At 68.5% G+C, this 14,078-nt stretch carries 13 protein-coding genes and 1 tRNA gene; 6 read left to right on the top strand and 8 right to left on the bottom strand.

Annotated elements, in window-relative coordinates; translation table 11 throughout:
- Nucleotides 1-181: 181 nt before the first annotated feature.
- Together VN461_13075 and VN461_13070 are read right to left on the bottom strand one after the other, a co-directional pair.
- Complete coding sequence (locus VN461_13075) at nt 182-1,423, bottom strand: EAL domain-containing protein (GenBank protein ID HXB55713.1); 1,242 nt, start codon at nt 1,421-1,423, stop codon at nt 182-184.
- Nucleotides 1,416-1,817 carry a response regulator gene (locus VN461_13070; GenBank protein ID HXB55712.1) on the bottom strand — a complete coding sequence of 134 codons (402 nt, stop codon included), beginning with the start codon at nt 1,815-1,817 and terminating at the stop codon, nt 1,416-1,418. Before VN461_13070 ends, VN461_13075 begins: the two co-directional genes overlap by 8 nt.
- Before the next feature lie 143 nt (nt 1,818-1,960).
- Between VN461_13070 and VN461_13065 the strand changes: the two genes are divergently transcribed.
- Nucleotides 1,961-2,935, top strand: a complete 975-nt coding sequence (locus VN461_13065; GenBank protein ID HXB55711.1) for a hypothetical protein — start codon at nt 1,961-1,963, stop codon at nt 2,933-2,935.
- A 112-nt stretch (nt 2,936-3,047) separates the two neighbouring features.
- Here the strand turns inward: VN461_13065 and VN461_13060 are convergent, their stop codons facing one another.
- Nucleotides 3,048-3,338, bottom strand: a complete 291-nt coding sequence (locus tag VN461_13060) for a hypothetical protein (GenBank protein HXB55710.1) — start codon at nt 3,336-3,338, stop codon at nt 3,048-3,050.
- A gap of 22 nt (nt 3,339-3,360) precedes the next feature.
- Between VN461_13060 and surE the strand changes: the two genes are divergently transcribed.
- On the top strand, nt 3,361-4,188 hold the full coding sequence (surE, locus tag VN461_13055; protein ID HXB55709.1) for a 5'/3'-nucleotidase SurE: 828 nt from the start codon (nt 3,361-3,363) through the stop codon (nt 4,186-4,188).
- Nucleotides 4,185-5,405, top strand: coding sequence for an MFS transporter (locus VN461_13050; GenBank protein HXB55708.1), 1,221 nt, complete (start codon nt 4,185-4,187; stop codon nt 5,403-5,405). The genes surE and VN461_13050 overlap by 4 nt, the downstream gene beginning before the upstream one ends.
- 282 nt (nt 5,406-5,687) lie before the next feature.
- Here the strand turns inward: VN461_13050 and VN461_13045 are convergent, their stop codons facing one another.
- The gene (locus VN461_13045) at nt 5,688-5,852 is read right to left on the bottom strand and encodes a hypothetical protein (protein HXB55707.1); all 165 of its coding nucleotides are present in this window, start codon (nt 5,850-5,852) and stop codon (nt 5,688-5,690) included.
- 18 nt (nt 5,853-5,870) lie between these two features.
- Between VN461_13045 and VN461_13040 the strand changes: the two genes are divergently transcribed.
- A complete protein-coding gene (locus VN461_13040) occupies nt 5,871-8,354 on the top strand; it encodes a glycosyltransferase 87 family protein (GenBank protein HXB55706.1) in 2,484 nt (827 codons plus the stop codon).
- Nucleotides 8,355-8,359: 5 nt separating this feature from the next.
- Here VN461_13040 and VN461_13035 read toward each other — a convergent pair.
- Nucleotides 8,360-8,444, bottom strand: a tRNA-Leu gene (locus tag VN461_13035).
- 311 nt (nt 8,445-8,755) lie between these two features.
- Here VN461_13035 and VN461_13030 point away from each other — a divergent pair.
- Nucleotides 8,756-9,139: a DUF427 domain-containing protein gene (locus VN461_13030; GenBank protein HXB55705.1), complete on the top strand. Its 384-nt coding sequence runs from the start codon at nt 8,756-8,758 to the stop codon at nt 9,137-9,139.
- A 128-nt stretch (nt 9,140-9,267) separates the two neighbouring features.
- Here VN461_13030 and VN461_13025 read toward each other — a convergent pair whose 3' ends face one another.
- Both VN461_13025 and VN461_13020 read right to left on the bottom strand, forming a co-directional pair.
- Nucleotides 9,268-10,848: an NAD(P)/FAD-dependent oxidoreductase gene (locus VN461_13025; protein HXB55704.1), complete on the bottom strand. Its 1,581-nt coding sequence runs from the start codon at nt 10,846-10,848 to the stop codon at nt 9,268-9,270.
- On the bottom strand, nt 10,845-12,440 hold the full coding sequence (locus tag VN461_13020) for an NAD(P)/FAD-dependent oxidoreductase (protein HXB55703.1): 1,596 nt from the start codon (nt 12,438-12,440) through the stop codon (nt 10,845-10,847). The genes VN461_13025 and VN461_13020 overlap by 4 nt, the downstream gene beginning before the upstream one ends.
- A 123-nt stretch (nt 12,441-12,563) precedes the next feature.
- Between VN461_13020 and VN461_13015 the strand changes: the two genes are divergently transcribed.
- Nucleotides 12,564-12,887 (top strand): helix-hairpin-helix domain-containing protein, encoded by a 324-nt coding sequence (locus tag VN461_13015; protein ID HXB55702.1) that lies wholly within the window; start codon nt 12,564-12,566, stop codon nt 12,885-12,887.
- Nucleotides 12,888-12,954: 67 nt separating this feature from the next.
- On the opposite strand, the gene VN461_13010 is transcribed toward VN461_13015, so the two are convergent.
- A complete protein-coding gene (locus VN461_13010; protein ID HXB55701.1) occupies nt 12,955-14,022 on the bottom strand; it encodes a deoxyhypusine synthase family protein in 1,068 nt (355 codons plus the stop codon).
- Nucleotides 14,023-14,078 lie beyond the last annotated feature (56 nt).

Genomic DNA, 14,078 nt, shown 5'->3' with positions numbered 1-14,078 from the left:
TCCTCCCGCGCTCGGGCCCGACAAATCGCCCGCCCCTCCCCACGCCGCTCCCCCCTCCACCCTGACCGGGCCCCCGCGACGCCGGGGAGGCACAGGCTCAGCGGGGATCACCGGGGAGCGCGACTCCCGCCTTGGGGGTCGCCGCGGGCGAGGCCCCCGATCGGAAGGGAGGAATCCTCTTTCATTCGTTGCCGGGGTCCGGTCGGGCCAGGTAGTATCCCTGCCCGTAGTCCACCCCCATGGCCTTCAGGGCCTGTGTTTCTTCCTCAGATTGGATGCCCTCTGCAATGACGGTGGCCCCGACGCTGTTGCCTAAGGAGATGATGGCCTTGCACATCGCGCGGTTGACCACGCTCACGTGCACCTCCCGCACGAGCGCGGTGTCGATCTTGAGATAGGTCGGCTTGAGCTTGGCGATGGACTCCAGGCCGGAGTACCCCGCCCCCACGTCGTCGACCGCAAACGACATGCCGAGATCCGTGAAGTAAGCCATGGTCTCGCGGAACAGGGCGTAGTTCTCGATGACCAGCTTCTCCGTGATCTCGATGACGATCCGGTTCGGTGCGACCTGGGCCTTGTCCAGGAAGTCGATCAGGGGCTTTCCCCGGAACTGCGGGTCGCGCATGGTGGCGGGGAGGGTGTTGATAAAGATCTTAGCGCTGGAGGGTATCCGGCCCGAGGCGAGGAGGGCGCACCGCCGGCAAAGGCGGTCCAGCTCCACCAGCAGGCAATGGGAGGTGGCGGCCGCGAAGAGGGCGTCCGCGGTCTCGAGGCCCGTCCCCCGGGGCCCGCGGGAGAGGGCCTCGAAGCCCAGCACGGTGCCCTCCTTGATCCTGAGGATCGGCTGGTAGGCCGTCACCACCCGTTCGCGCAGGATGATGTCGTGCAGGCGCTCCAGCACCTGGAGGCTGCTGCTCTTCCGCTCGTGGGCGGCGAGGTCGAGCGCCTCCCGGAGAGCACGCCGCACGACGCGGTCCGGGTGCAGCAGGGGGTTGTGGACGGCGATTCCGCAGCCGACCTCCAGGCGGGGGGGGGTCTTGAAGTACGGAAAGGAGGCCCGGGACAGGTTGGGAAGGAGGGAGGCGAGCAACCGGCCGCGGGCGGCCTTCAGGTCGGAGATGGAAAAAGGCACGTCCCGGCGTCGCTTGCGCTCCAGAAAGAACAGGAAGCGCAGCCCCCTAGGCCGGTCGGTGGTCAGAATATCGCCGTCCCGATAGTCCTTGCCCCGTTGCTCTTCGAGGATCTTGAAGACCCGCTGACGCACCTCCTCGTAGGCCTCGGTGCCGTACTGGTCCTCGATGGCGGCGAGGGCAGAGGCGTCTAGGACCAGCAAGCCCAGGCTGCCCCGCTCCGTGAGCTCTTTCTGCAGCTCCGGGAGGCGGTCCTGGTAGGGGGGGAAGGGCTCCACGATCGACCTAGGCATCTCCGCCGACCTTGGCCCCGTCGCCCACCGACTTGAAGATGGTCTCGATCCTCTTCAAGAGCTCGTGGAGGGCAAAGGGCTTGCCGATGTAGTCCACCGCCCCCGCCCCCATCCCGCGCGCCCGGTCCTTGGCTTCGGTGCGCGCGGAGAGGATGGCCACGGGGAGGGGAGCGGTGTCGGCCCGCCCCTTGAGCTGGCGCAGCACCTCCCAGCCATCTATGACGGGCATCATGATGTCGAGCAGGATCAGGTCCGGGCGCAACTGGCCGGCCCGGGCCAGGCACTCCTCGCCCCCCCCCGCCGCATACACTTCGTAGCCGCTTTGTCGCAGCACGAGCTCCAGAAAATGGCGGATATCGTCCTCGTCGTCCACGATCAGGATTTTCTTCTTCATGATCCAGGGTGTTCGGCGCGGGAGAAGACGACTCGGATCATAGCCCACCGCGAGCGAAGCGGCAAAGAAACCGGTCTAGAATAACGAGTTCTGCGGAGGGTTACCTGTCCATCCTTGCCCGGATCCTGCGTGACCGCGGGATCGTGACGGAACGACAGCTGCAAGAGGCCGTCCAACACCAGGTTCTCTACGGGGGTCGCCTGGGCACCAACCTTCACGAGTTGGGCTTCATAACCGAGCAACGTCTGCAGGAGGGCCTCTCCCGGGCCCACGGAGTGCCCGCCCCCGGCGTGGGTCTCGCGGACCGAGAGGAGGAGGCGGTGGCCCTGGTGCCCAAGGCCTTGGCCGCACGTCACAAGGTCTTCCCCTACCGGATTCGGGGCAAGACGCTCTTCCTGCTCATGGTCGACCCCAGCGATCACACCGCGGTGGCCCAAGTAGGCTACTCCCTGGGCTACATCGTCAAGCCCCTGGTCGTTCCTGAGTTCCGGATGATTCAGCTCCTACGCGACCACTACGGCGTGGACGAGCGCTGGCGCTACACCGACACCCACCACCCGCCGTCGCCCCCCGCCCGGGAGCTCCCGGACCTGGCCACCGCGGCCGCCCAGATCGATGCCGCCACCACCCGCGACGAAGTCGTGGAGGCCCTCATTGCTTTGTGCGCGCGTTTCTTCCGACGCGTGATCTTCTTCATCGTGCGGGAGCCTTGGGTCTTGGGCTGGAATGGAACGGGAGAGGGGATGGACCGGAGCCTGGCCACCAGCCTGCGCATCCCGCTCGAGAAACCCTCCGTGTTCCGTACCGTGACGGGGGCGAAGACGGTTTTCATCGGGCGGCTTGGCTTGGAGGAGGAGAACCAGAGCTTCCTGAAGACCTTGGCCAAGCGCCCGGGCACCAACATCGCCCTCTTTCCGGTGGTGGTCAAAGGGCGGGTGGTCAACCTGATCTACGGAGACCAGGGCGCGGCCGGAAACGTGAAAGCGGAGCTGGGGGAGCTGATGGTCTTCATCCAGAAGGTCCCCCGCGCTTACCTACGCATCATCCGCAAACGGATTGCGGAGACCCAGAAGGCCTCCGGGGGCGAGCCCGGCGCCGAGAGCAAGGAGATCGAATGATCGAAAGAATGAGGGAGATCCGTCGCCGAAGGAAGCGCCGGGAGAAGGCCAGGAAAGCGAAGAAGAAGGCGACCATCGCGGCCGCGGCCAAGAAGCCCGGCCGGAAACAGGGTTAGGGTACAAAGCGGGCGAGGACGTACAGCACCAGGACGAGGCCCAAGGTGAGCAGGGAGGACCAGAGAAGCCACGTGGCCAGCCGGCGGCCCTGGGCCTCGTCCCAGGGGATCTCGACCCGGCGGCGGGTCTCGGGACGACCCGCCACTTCCACCTGGTAAGCGGGGTGGGGTCCGTCCCCATCTACCGGTCGCGCACGGAGCATCGCTCCGCAGGCCTGGCAGCGCTGGGCCCAGCGCGGGGGGGAGCGCAGGACGGGGGCTGCGCAGGCGGGGCAGGGGAAGGGCATGGCCACAGTATAGGAGGTGGAGATGCGGCGACAGGCGGTCGTGATCGGGTTGCTTCTGCTCGTGACGGCTGCCGAAGCCGCGGATCGGCGGCCGCGCATCCTCCTCTCCAACGATGATGGCATCGAGGCCCCCGGTCTCCTGGCCGCCTACGCGGAGCTGGCCCGGGTGGGCGAGGTGACGGTGGCCGCTCCCGCCGAAAACCAGAGCGGGGTCGGCCACGGCATCACCTATGTCGAGCCGATCATGGTGAACGTGATCGAGCCTCTGGTCCGAGGGGAAGGAGGGCAGGGGCCCTGGTACCGAATCGCGGCCCGGCCCGCCACCTGCGTGCGTTTAGCCCTGACTTCTCTCCTCCCGCAGAGACCGGATCTCGTAGTCTCCGGAATCAACCGCGGGGACAACGCCGGGCTCACCATCTACATCTCGGGCACCCTGGGCGCGGCCCGGGAGGCAGCCTTCGACGGAATTCCCGCCGTTGCCGCCAGCCTGGTCAGCTCGACGCGGATGGACTACGCTCCGGGGGCGGCGGTCGTCGCGCGCATCGCGTCCGAGGTCCTCAAGCGGGGCCTTCCCCCCGGCACCTTCCTCTCCGTCAACGTGCCCGCCGTGCCCATCCGGGGCATCAAGGTCGTGCCCCATAGCCTGAAGGCGGGTGTCGACCGGTACGAGCGGCGAGAGAGCCCTCGCCACGAGGTCTACTACTGGAACCTCTGGGCAGAGCCCGTGGACCCCGACCCCCAGACAGACGTCGGGGCCATCCGCGAAGGCTTTGTGGCGGTGACCCCTCTGCGCATCGAGGTGAATGACCGGGGAGCCATCGCCGCACTCGAGGCCTGGGGCCTCCGGTGAGTTCGGCGGGGAAGCTTCCCGGCTTCCTCTCCGCGTTCGCCTTCCGAAGTTTCCGGCTTCTGTGGACGGGGGCGTTCCTGTCCAGCATCGGGACCTGGACCCAAGACGTTGCCCTGTCCTGGCTGATCTTCACGCGCCTGGGCGACCCCTTCTACCTGGGCCTGCGGGCCTTCGCCTCCGACCTGCCGCTCCTCACCTTCATGCTCTTGGGGGGCGCGGTGGCGGACCGGGTGGACCGCCGACGGATCCTCCTCGCCTCCCAGACGTTCCAGATGGCGATGGCGTTGGTCCTGGGCCTGCTCTACTGGACGGGCGCCCTCGGAATCGGCGCCATCCTCCTCATCGCGTTTCTCACCGGCCTCGCCCAGTCGCAGTCGGCCCCCACCTACCAGGCGGTGCTCACGAGCCTGGTGCCGGCGGAGAAGATCCCCAACGCGGTGGCCCTGAACTCTCTCCAGTTCAACTTGTCGCGGGCGATTGGGCCGGTGATCGCGGGCTTGCTTCTGGCCCGGGCGGGCACCGGGGCCTGCTTCGCCGCCAACGCGCTCTCCTTCCTAGCCGTGATCGTGGCCCTCCTGCGTATCGAGCTGCCCGCCCCTGCGTCCGTTCCCAAGGAGAGCCTGGCCGAGAGCCTGAAGGCGGGCATCCGCCACGTCCTCGACAGCCCCCTCCTGTCCGTGCTGGCCCTCCTGGGAGCGGCGGGCAGCTTCCTCTCATTCCCCTTGATCACCTACCTGCCCGTGGTGGCGGGCAACGTTCTCGGCACGGGAGTCGCCGGCTACAGCTTGCTCCTCGCCAGCTTTGGCGTGGGGGCCATCGCGGGCGCGATCGCCACCGCGCAGCGCGGAAAGGTGGAGGGCCGCGGTCGGGCTCTGCTTCTCGCTTTCGTGGTCTACGGCTTGGCCACCATCGGCGCCTTGTTCTCCCACCAACAGCTACCGGCCATGATCCTGCTCCTGATCTCGGGGGCCAGCCTCGTCACGGCTTTCTCTACCCTCAACTCCCTCGTCCAAGAGAACGCCCCCGATGTCTTCCGCGGGCGCGTGCTGAGCATCTACGGGCTCGCTTTTCGGGGCGGGATGCCGCTCGGCAGCTTGGCCGCGGGGGCCCTGGTCAGGCCCTTGGGCGCCCCCGTCGTCCTTGGTGCGTTCTGCGCCGTGCTCGTCGCCCTCGTGCTCTCGATCTATTTCCGAAGTGGGCGTCTGCGTGCGCTCTGACCCGGACCCTGCCCGGACCCGGAAGGGGGTCAGGCTCCTGACCACGCAAACGGACCCCTTGACCGCTCCCGGAAGGCGGGCGTAAGCTGATGTCGTCGATATCCCGCGCGTGACCCGGCGGCAAGGGGGTCTTGATGAGAGAGTCCGCGCCTCCGTCCCGCCGCACACCCCGCGGCACTTACGGGGCGGGGACATACATCGCCTGCTCCGCCTGTGGCCGCTTGCTGAAGATCGAGTGGGCGGTGAGAAGCCTTGTCTGTTCATGCGGGGCGCGGGTCACGGTCACCCCCGTGAGCGGGAAGTAGGCTGGAAGCAGAGGCCCAGGCCCCGGCGAAGCCCCGCCTCCCGAGCCTTGATGCCGCCATCGTCCCCGCGCTTCTCCTCCTGATCGCGCGGGATCTGCTCCTGCACGATCCCCCACGCGTTCTGGCCTGGCGGCTGCTCCACGACCCGCATCTGGCGGCGTTGCCGGAGTGGATCGCCCCCTGGCTTCCCCGCCCGGGGTCCGGTCTCGACCGCGACCCCATAGCCCTGGTCCTGGGCGCGGTGGCCACCGGTCTCGCCCTCGTGTACCTCGCCCTGGCCACCTTCGGAGCGCGACCGCGGCTGCGGGCGGCAGTGATCGCCGCGGCCAGCGCGGCTCTGGTCGTGGGTCCGAGCCTCGCCTTCGTGGCCATGGGCCGGTGGATGGACCGACCCTACGGCCAGGACGGGGGCGTGGTCCAGATTCCCCTCGCCCTCGACAAGATCCTGGCCGGCCAGAGTCCCTACGGCGCGGACTACTCGGACTCGATCTTGGGCAAGGAGGCGAGGGTCTCCCGCTTCTGGGAGGCCTTCGGGGGGAATCCCATCCTGCACCATCACGCGTATCTGCCCGGCACGCACCTCGTGATGATGCCTTTCTATCTGGCCGGCCGGGCGCTCTTCGGGTTCTTCGACCCCCGCCTCGTGACCCTGCTCGCCTACGGGCTGGCGGTGTGGCTGGCGGTGGGCTACGCGGAGGGAGCGTCGGCGCGGCTCGCCGCCGCTGCCCTCGTCGCCCTGAACCCCCTCGCGTACTGGCACCAAATCTTCGGGGCCAACGACATCATTTTCGTAGCTCTGATCCTGGGCGCCGTCCGCCTCGCGCGCGCGGATCGACCGCTTCTTTGCGCCCTCGCCCTGGGCTTCGCCTGCGCGACCAAGCAGCTGGCCTGGCCCTTCGCCCCGTTCTTGCTCGTCCACCTCTCCGGGGCCCGAGACTGGCGTGGTCTGGGGAGCCGCTCCGCGCTCCTTCGGATGGCACGTCCGGCCGCCGTCGCCACCCTCGTCTTCGTGGCCGTGGTGGCGCCCGTGGCCGCGCTCGACCTCCGGGCCTTCTACCGTGACATCTTCGTCTACAACGTCGGCCTGCCCGGAGGTGACAACTATCCGCTCGGGGGGACGCCGGGGTTCGGCTTCGCCAACTTCCTCATCTATTTCGGCCGCGTGGCCAGCCTGCGCGACTACTTTCCGTTCAGCCTGTTCTACCTCTTGCTCGTCCCCTGGGGCCTCCTCCTGCTGCACGTGCAGCTGCGCAGGGGCGGAGCCGCCACCGCCCTCATCACGGGCAGCGGGGCACTCCTGGCCTCGCTCTATTTCTCCCGGGTCGTGCATCCGAACTACCTGATTCCGGTGGCGGTGTTATTGCCCCTGGCGTTCCTCGTCCTTCGCCGGGAGGCGGACGTGGCGGCCGTTCCCCTCCTCCTCTTGGCCCTTGCCGTCGAGATGGCGGAGCACGCGGTCTTTCGCACGACTTGGGAGGACGCGGTGGCCGGAGGCCTTCCCCTGAGGCTCAAGGGTCTCTGTGCGATCCTCGCCCCCCGCGCGGGTATCCATCTCACCGCCGATCCTTTGGGGCTCTTGCTGAGCGCGACCGCCGCCGGCCTGGCCCTGGTTTACCTCCTGCTCTTTGCCCTCGGAGCCTCCGCCCGCCTGCGGGCGGGGCTGGTGGTTCTGGCCGTGGTGTCGGTGGTCGTGGTACCGACCCTGGTCGTCATCTCGGTTGGCCGGTGGACGGGCACGCCGCGCGCCCAGGACGACTGGGTGGTCCGAGTAGCGTCCGACGCTCAGCGCCTCACCCACGGCCGGAGCCCGTTCGCGGACGCACCCCCTGCGGGGTCGGGGGCCGGCCGCGAGGCCTGGACGACCAGCTTCCGAATGGATCCGCCCGGTGCCCTCGTCCCCGAGGACCCCGTTCTCCCCCCCGGCTCCACCACGCTGGCCGCCCTCGTCGCCGGGACCCGCGACCCGCGCATCATCACGCTATTGGCTCTCGGCCTTCTCATGGCGCTCGCGGCCGGCCTGGGCAGACCCGCGGAGCGCCCGCTCGCTCTGGCCCTGGCCGGTCTGGCCCCTCCTCTCGCCCTCGGCACGGTGTTCGGATCGCCCGCCGCCCTGCCCCTGGTGGCGCTTCTCGGGAGTCTGGCCCTGGCGACTGGTGGCCGGGCTTTCCTGGCCGGAGCCGTGGCGGGTGCGGCCGGCGCCCTCGACCACCGAGCCTGGCTGGGGGTGCCCTTCCTGCTCGCGCCGCTGGCCCGCGGGGGCCGGGTTCTCTGGCCGCGCGCCCTCGGAGGGGTCGTGGCGGGCTATCTGGTCCTGGTCCTGCCTACGGTCCTGCCCGACGCGGGGGCGTTTGCGGCCGCGATGTGGGCGGAAGGGGGAGTGGGCCCGGGCCTGGGCCTGGCCAACCTCTTCCTTTACTGGGGCGCGCCCGACGGTACCCTCGCCCTCGCCGTCTTTGCCCTGGCCCCGCTGGCGGCGGTGCTGGCGATGGGGGCCCTGCTGCTGGCGTCCCGGGGAGAGCCGTCGCCGCTGGCCCTCGCGGGCCTGGCCGTAGGGCTCGGCCTCTTCCTGTCGCGGGGCGTCTCCGCCGAGGCCGTAGCCCTGCCCCTTGTCCTGCTGGCGTTCAGCGCGCTGGCCGAGGCCTGAAGCAGTGGTGCCGGAGGCGGGACTCGAACCCGCACGGGTTTCCCCACACGCCCCTCAAACGTGCGTGTCTGCCAATTCCACCACTCCGGCACGGAGGCTGGCGAACAAACGATGATCTTAGAGGGCAGGGGCTCGGCTGTCAACGCTCGGGGGCCGGCCGGTACGGGGTCCAATAATGGATCGGGAGGCCGAACATTCCGTGGTTGGGTCGCTCCCTCGGCCCAGCCGGCTCGGTTCCCTTTGGCCCGGTGATCTAAGCGACGATAATACCGGGAAGGTGAAGGCAAGCGTCGTTCTGGCGTGCCGCCTGCAGCCGGGCCGTTCACTTCGATGGTTGCCGTCCAGGTGGTGGGGGGCTCCTGCGCGGTTAGGGGGCTTTCCCGCCACGTGCGGAGGATTCGATGAAAGAGTCGCTCCCTAACCCAGCCCCGGGTTTCAAAGAGCACCCCGACCACCGCGTTACCACGAAGCCCGCGGGCGTGCGCGTACGGGTAACGTTCAAGGGCGAAGTCATCGCCGATACCCGCGACGCGATCGCGCTCCAGGAGAGCCGCTATCCTCCTGTCTACTACTTGCCCCGCAAGGACGTGAAGATGCAGCGGCTCACGCGCACAACACATTCCACGCACTGCCCGTTCAAAGGCGATGCGTCTTATTTTTCCTTCGTGAATGGACCAGAAAACGCCGTATGGAGCTACGAGCAGCCGTACGACGAGATGTCCGCCCTAAAGGAGATGATCGCCTTCTATCCTGACAAGGTCGATGCGATCGACCTGAGCGAGTAGGACGGCGGTCGCCATGGACGGGAATCGCCGAGGCTGAGGCTTGGGGGTGCTATCGTCCTCCAACTCCTAGAGAGGGACCGTAGCTCGTAGTTGCCGGCCTTCAGAGAGGCTGCCCTCGCCCTCGGTGATCAGCGGAGATCGCGCAGGATCTCGCGCGCGGCATTGGCTCCCGGGCCACCGGTGACGCCGCCCCCGGGGTGCGTGCCCGCGCCGCACATGTAGAGGCCCTCAACCGGCCCGCGATAGCGGGCCCAGCCCAGAAGCGGCCGGGCCAGAAAGAGCTGGTCGAGGGAAGGCTCCCCGTGAAAGGGATGGCCCCCCGTGATGCCGTAGGTCTCCTCTAGGTCCAGAGGAGTCAGTACCTGGTGGCCGACGACGAGGCCGCGGAGACCGGGCGAATAGTCCTCGAGGGTGGCGAGCACCGCCTCCAGCACCTCCGGGGTGCGCTGTTTCCAGTCTCCCGCTCTCAGCTTGCGGGGGGTGTATTGCGCGTAGACGGACATGACGTGGTTTCCGGGCGGGGCCAGGTCGGGGTCGACCAGGGAGGGGATGGTGACGTCCAGGTAAGGACGCTGCGAGATGCCGCCGTGCTTGGCGTCGTCGAAGGCTCGCTCGAGAGCGTCGAGCTCGGGTCCGATGTGGAGCCGCCCCCGCAGGAGCGCGGGCGCCTCCCCGGCATCGAGCCCGAAGGCGGGGAGGCGGGCAAGGGCCAGGTTAACCTTGGAGGCCATGCCCCCCTGGCGATAGTTACGGATGCGACGGAGGTCGTCGGGGTCGAGGAGGGCAGGGTCCACCAATCTCAGGAAGGTGCTCTGGGGGTCGAGCCCCGACACCACCGTGGGGGCTGGGATCTCCTCCCCCCCCGCCAGGAGCACGCCGCTCACTCGCCCCTGCTTCGTAATGATGCGTTCCACCTCCGCACCCGTGCGGATCTCGGCCCCGAAGCCCCGCGCGGCCGCGGCCACGGCCCCTGTGAGCGCCCCCAGCCCGCCCTTGACGAGCACGGTGTCGCCGGCGCCGTTGCCGGCCCCTGCCGCTGCCTGCAGCAGCAGGTTGGCCGTGGTGCCCGCGGACCAGGGCCCGGCGAACATGCCCTTAAGACCCCGCGCGGCGACCACGGCGCGCAGAAGCTCGTTGCCGAACCATTCCTGCACGAAGTCCGCAACCGCCATGGGGCCCCAGCGCAGCAGCCGGTGCGCATCCTTGCGCCCGAGCCGCCGGAAGCCGAGGCCCAGGCCCAGCAGCGGCCAGAGGTCGCGCGGCCGGGGGGAGTCGAGGTCGGGCGGGGTCATGGTGAGCAGCCGTGCGAGGAGGGCGGAGATCCGACCCAGGGAACGGTGGAACTCAGGATAGCTCCTGGCATCGGCGGTCGAGAAGCGGCCGATCTCGGCTGCGGTCTTCTCGGGATCGCCCCACAGGAGAAGGCCGCGTCCGTCCGGCCGGGGCGCGAACAGGCGTGGCTCCGGCTCGATGAGCGTGAGCCCCTGCGGGAAGAGCCCCAGCTCCGCGAGGAGGGAGCCACGGAAGGGGCCGAGGGTGTGGGCCACGGTGGAGGCCCGGAAACCGGGGTGGAACTCCTCGGTGACGGCAGCGCCCCCCACCAGGTGGCGGCGCTCGAGCACGAGGGGCTTCAGGCCGCCCTTAGCCAGGAGGGCGGCCGCGGTCAGTCCATTAGGCCCGCCCCCCACCACGATGACGTCCGCCCTCATGCCACCTTCCCGCGCCTCCAGTCCTTCAGGATCTCCAAGGCGGCGATCCGCCCTGGCGCGCCCATGATCCCGCCCCCGGGGTGCGTCGCCGACCCGCACATATAGAGGTTGCGCACTGGCGTCCGGTAGCGCGCCCAGCCTGCCACCGGCCGCAGGAAGAACAGCTGCTCCAAGGACAGCTCGCCCTGGAAGATGTTCCCCTCCGTAAGGCTCCACTCCCGCTCCAAGTCCAGGGGGGTGAGCACTTGCCGGTGCAGAATCAGCTTCTTCAAGTTGGGGGCGTGCTCGGCCAGGGTCTCGATCACGGTGTCCCCGAAGGCGTCTCGCTGCTGGTCCCAGGTCCCTTCCCTCAGCTTGTAGGGGGCGTATTGCACGAAGCAGGAGAGCACGTGCTTGCCGGGGGGAGCCACGGAAGGATCGGTCAGGGAAGGGATCACGACGTCGATGTAGGGCCGCCGTGAGAAGGCGCCGTACTTGGCGTCGTCGTAGGCCCGCTCCATGTACTCGACACTGGGCGAGATCGAGATGGCGCCCCGCAAATGGGGCCCCCGCCCGGGCAGGCTCTTGAAGTCCGGGAGGCCGTCCAGGGCCAGGTTGACTTTGCCCGACGAGCCCCGAAACTTGTAGCGCCGCACCTCTTCCAGGAACTCGGCGTCCAAGACGCCCGGCTCGCAGAGCTTGACGAAGGTCACGTGGGGGTCCGCGCTCGAGATCACGGCGCGGGCTGCGATCTCCTCTCCCCCCTCAAGGACCACCCCCACCGCCCGCCCGCCCGTTACCTTGATCCGGACCACCGAAGCCTCGGTGCGGATCTCCGCTCCCGCCTCACGGGCCGCCCCCGCGATGGCCTGGCTGATAGCCCCCGTGCCCCCCCGGGAGAAGCCCCAGGAGCGGAAGGCGCCGTCGATCTCTCCCATGTAGTGGTGGAGGAGCACGTAGGCGGTGCCCGGCGAGCGTACCCCCAGAAACGTCCCGATGATTCCGCTCGCGGACATGGTGGCCTTCAGCACGTCCGTCTCGAACCACTGGTCCAAGAGGTCGGCTGCACTCATGGTCATGAGCTGGACCAGGTTGTGCTGGTCCCCGCGGGAGAGCCCTCGGAAGCGCTGGCCCAGCCGCCAGAGGCGCCCCAGCCCGGCCAAGTCAAAGGAGAGAGGATCGGGCGGGACCATGGACAGGATCGGCTTCACGAAGCGGGCCATGTCTACCATGGCCTTCGCGTACTCATCGTAGGCTTCCGCGTCCAATGGAGAATGGCGGTATATCTCGCGCCGAGTACGCGCGTGGTCGCCCATGCGCCAGAGGTAGTCGCCATCGGGCATGGGGGTGAAGGTGCCGTCCAGGGGAAGGATCTCCAGGCCGTGGCGGGGCAGGTCCAGTTCACGGATGATCTCGGGCCGCAGCAGGGAGACCACGTAGGAGCAGACCGAGAAGTGAAACCCCGGGAATACCTCCTCCGTCACCGCCGCCCCCCCCAGGAGGTGCCGGCGTTCGAGCACCAGCACCTTCTTGCCCGCCCGCGCCAGGTAGGCCGCGTTCACGAGGCCGTTGTGCCCTCCGCCCACCACGATGGCGTCGTATTGGCTGGCCATGGTCGCGGGCATTCTATGGGGGCCCCCGCGGAGCCGCAAGGCGCGGGCTGGACGGCTGAGCGGAGGAAGGGTATGGTGGACCTAGACTCCGGCTGTTTTTCCTTAGACGAGGAGATGATCGCTATGCGAATTCTGAAGAGGCTCCTGCCGCTCCTGGCGGCTCTGGCCGTGGTCTCCCTGGCCGCCATTCCCGTACGGGCCGACAATCCGAAGACGGACAAGTCGGCGGCGACCGAGAAGAAGGCGGCGGACAAGAAGGAGCTGATGGACATCAACTCCGCCAGCGCCAAGGACCTGCAGACGCTACCCGGGATCGGCGAGGCCTACTCGAAGAAGATCGTCGAGGGGCGTCCCTACCGGGGCAAGAACGAGCTGGTGGACAAGAAGATCATTCCCCAGGCCACTTACGACAAGATCAAGGACCAGATCATCGCCAAGCAGAAGTGAGGGCAAGGGCAGGGGCGCTCCGTGAGGAGCGCCCCTGGCCGCTTCCGGGCGTGGCGCGGTTTAGGGATCAGCGCGCGTCCAGCTCCTCGAGCACGCCTTTGATCAGCAACGGCCAGACGGTGGTGGCGTCCGCGTAGACCTCGGCGAAGCGTCCCCCCTCCGACAAGGGCACGAACTTCCCCCAGGACACGCCCTCCGAATACGTGCAACCGGAGAGCCCGCCCCAGTGCGCGGGCTCCGGGCAGATGCGCACTCCATACTGATAGCGGGGCGGCTTCAGATCGAGGCCCAACCGGTGGTTGGTGATGTCGATGTAGGGGCCCACTTCCTGGGCCCAGTTGCGGGGCACCCCGCCCCCGATGGTGAAAATACCAAGCCGCTTCGCGTCCAACGCGAAGCGGGCAAAGCTATTGAGGTCCAGGTAGGGGTTGTAGCGCGGGGTGTGGGAGAGCAGAGCCAGGGGGTCCTTTACCCCGCGGGCCTGGGCTTGCTTCATGGCCCAGGTGGAGAGGTCGAGGCCGAGCTCCGAGTCGGTGAAAGCGGGAACGTACACCGGCACCTGCTTCAAGTAAGCGCTGCGCAAGACGCCCGTGCCCTCCGGCTCCGCGGCCAGGACGCGCCCCAGAGCGCGGCACACGACCTCGCTCGACAGCTCCCGTTCCGGGGGCACGCCCTCCAGGGCCCGGGACGAAAACTCCTCCACGTAGTTGAGATTGGCCTCCATCTCCAGGGTGTCGTAGACCCGGTTGTAGCCCTTGTCGAACAACTCTTCGTCGCTCAGGCGGGGGTCGTGACGGTAGTGGACCATGCCCACGGCCTCGGAAAGGCCGTGGGCCATGAGGGCGCCGGTGGAGACCACCGCCTGTACCATCCCCGTGTCGATCATCTTGGCGATGACTTTGCCCATCTTGGCGATGGTCATGGCCCCGGAGAGGGTCAGCACCACTTTGCACTCGGGGTCTCGGACCATGGCCAGGGTCACGTCCAAAGCTTCGCCCAGCGCGCGGCCGCTGAAGGCGGTCCTGGACATGCCGCGCAGCAGGGACGCGAACGACGTGACCTGATCAAGGTCCAAGCTCTCCAAGGGGATGAGGCCGTCCGCACGACCGTCGTGGAACTGGCGTGACTGCGTCATGGAGGCGATGGTATGCGGGGGGAGGGAGGTGCGCAAGGAGCCGTTCCCCGCGGCGG

The sequence above is a fragment of the Vicinamibacteria bacterium genome (assembly GCA_035570235.1).
Taxonomy (GTDB): Bacteria; Acidobacteriota; Vicinamibacteria; order Fen-336; family Fen-336; genus DATMML01.
Note: the sequence above shows the minus strand (reverse complement) of the source record. Positions and strands in the feature narration are given on the sequence as shown.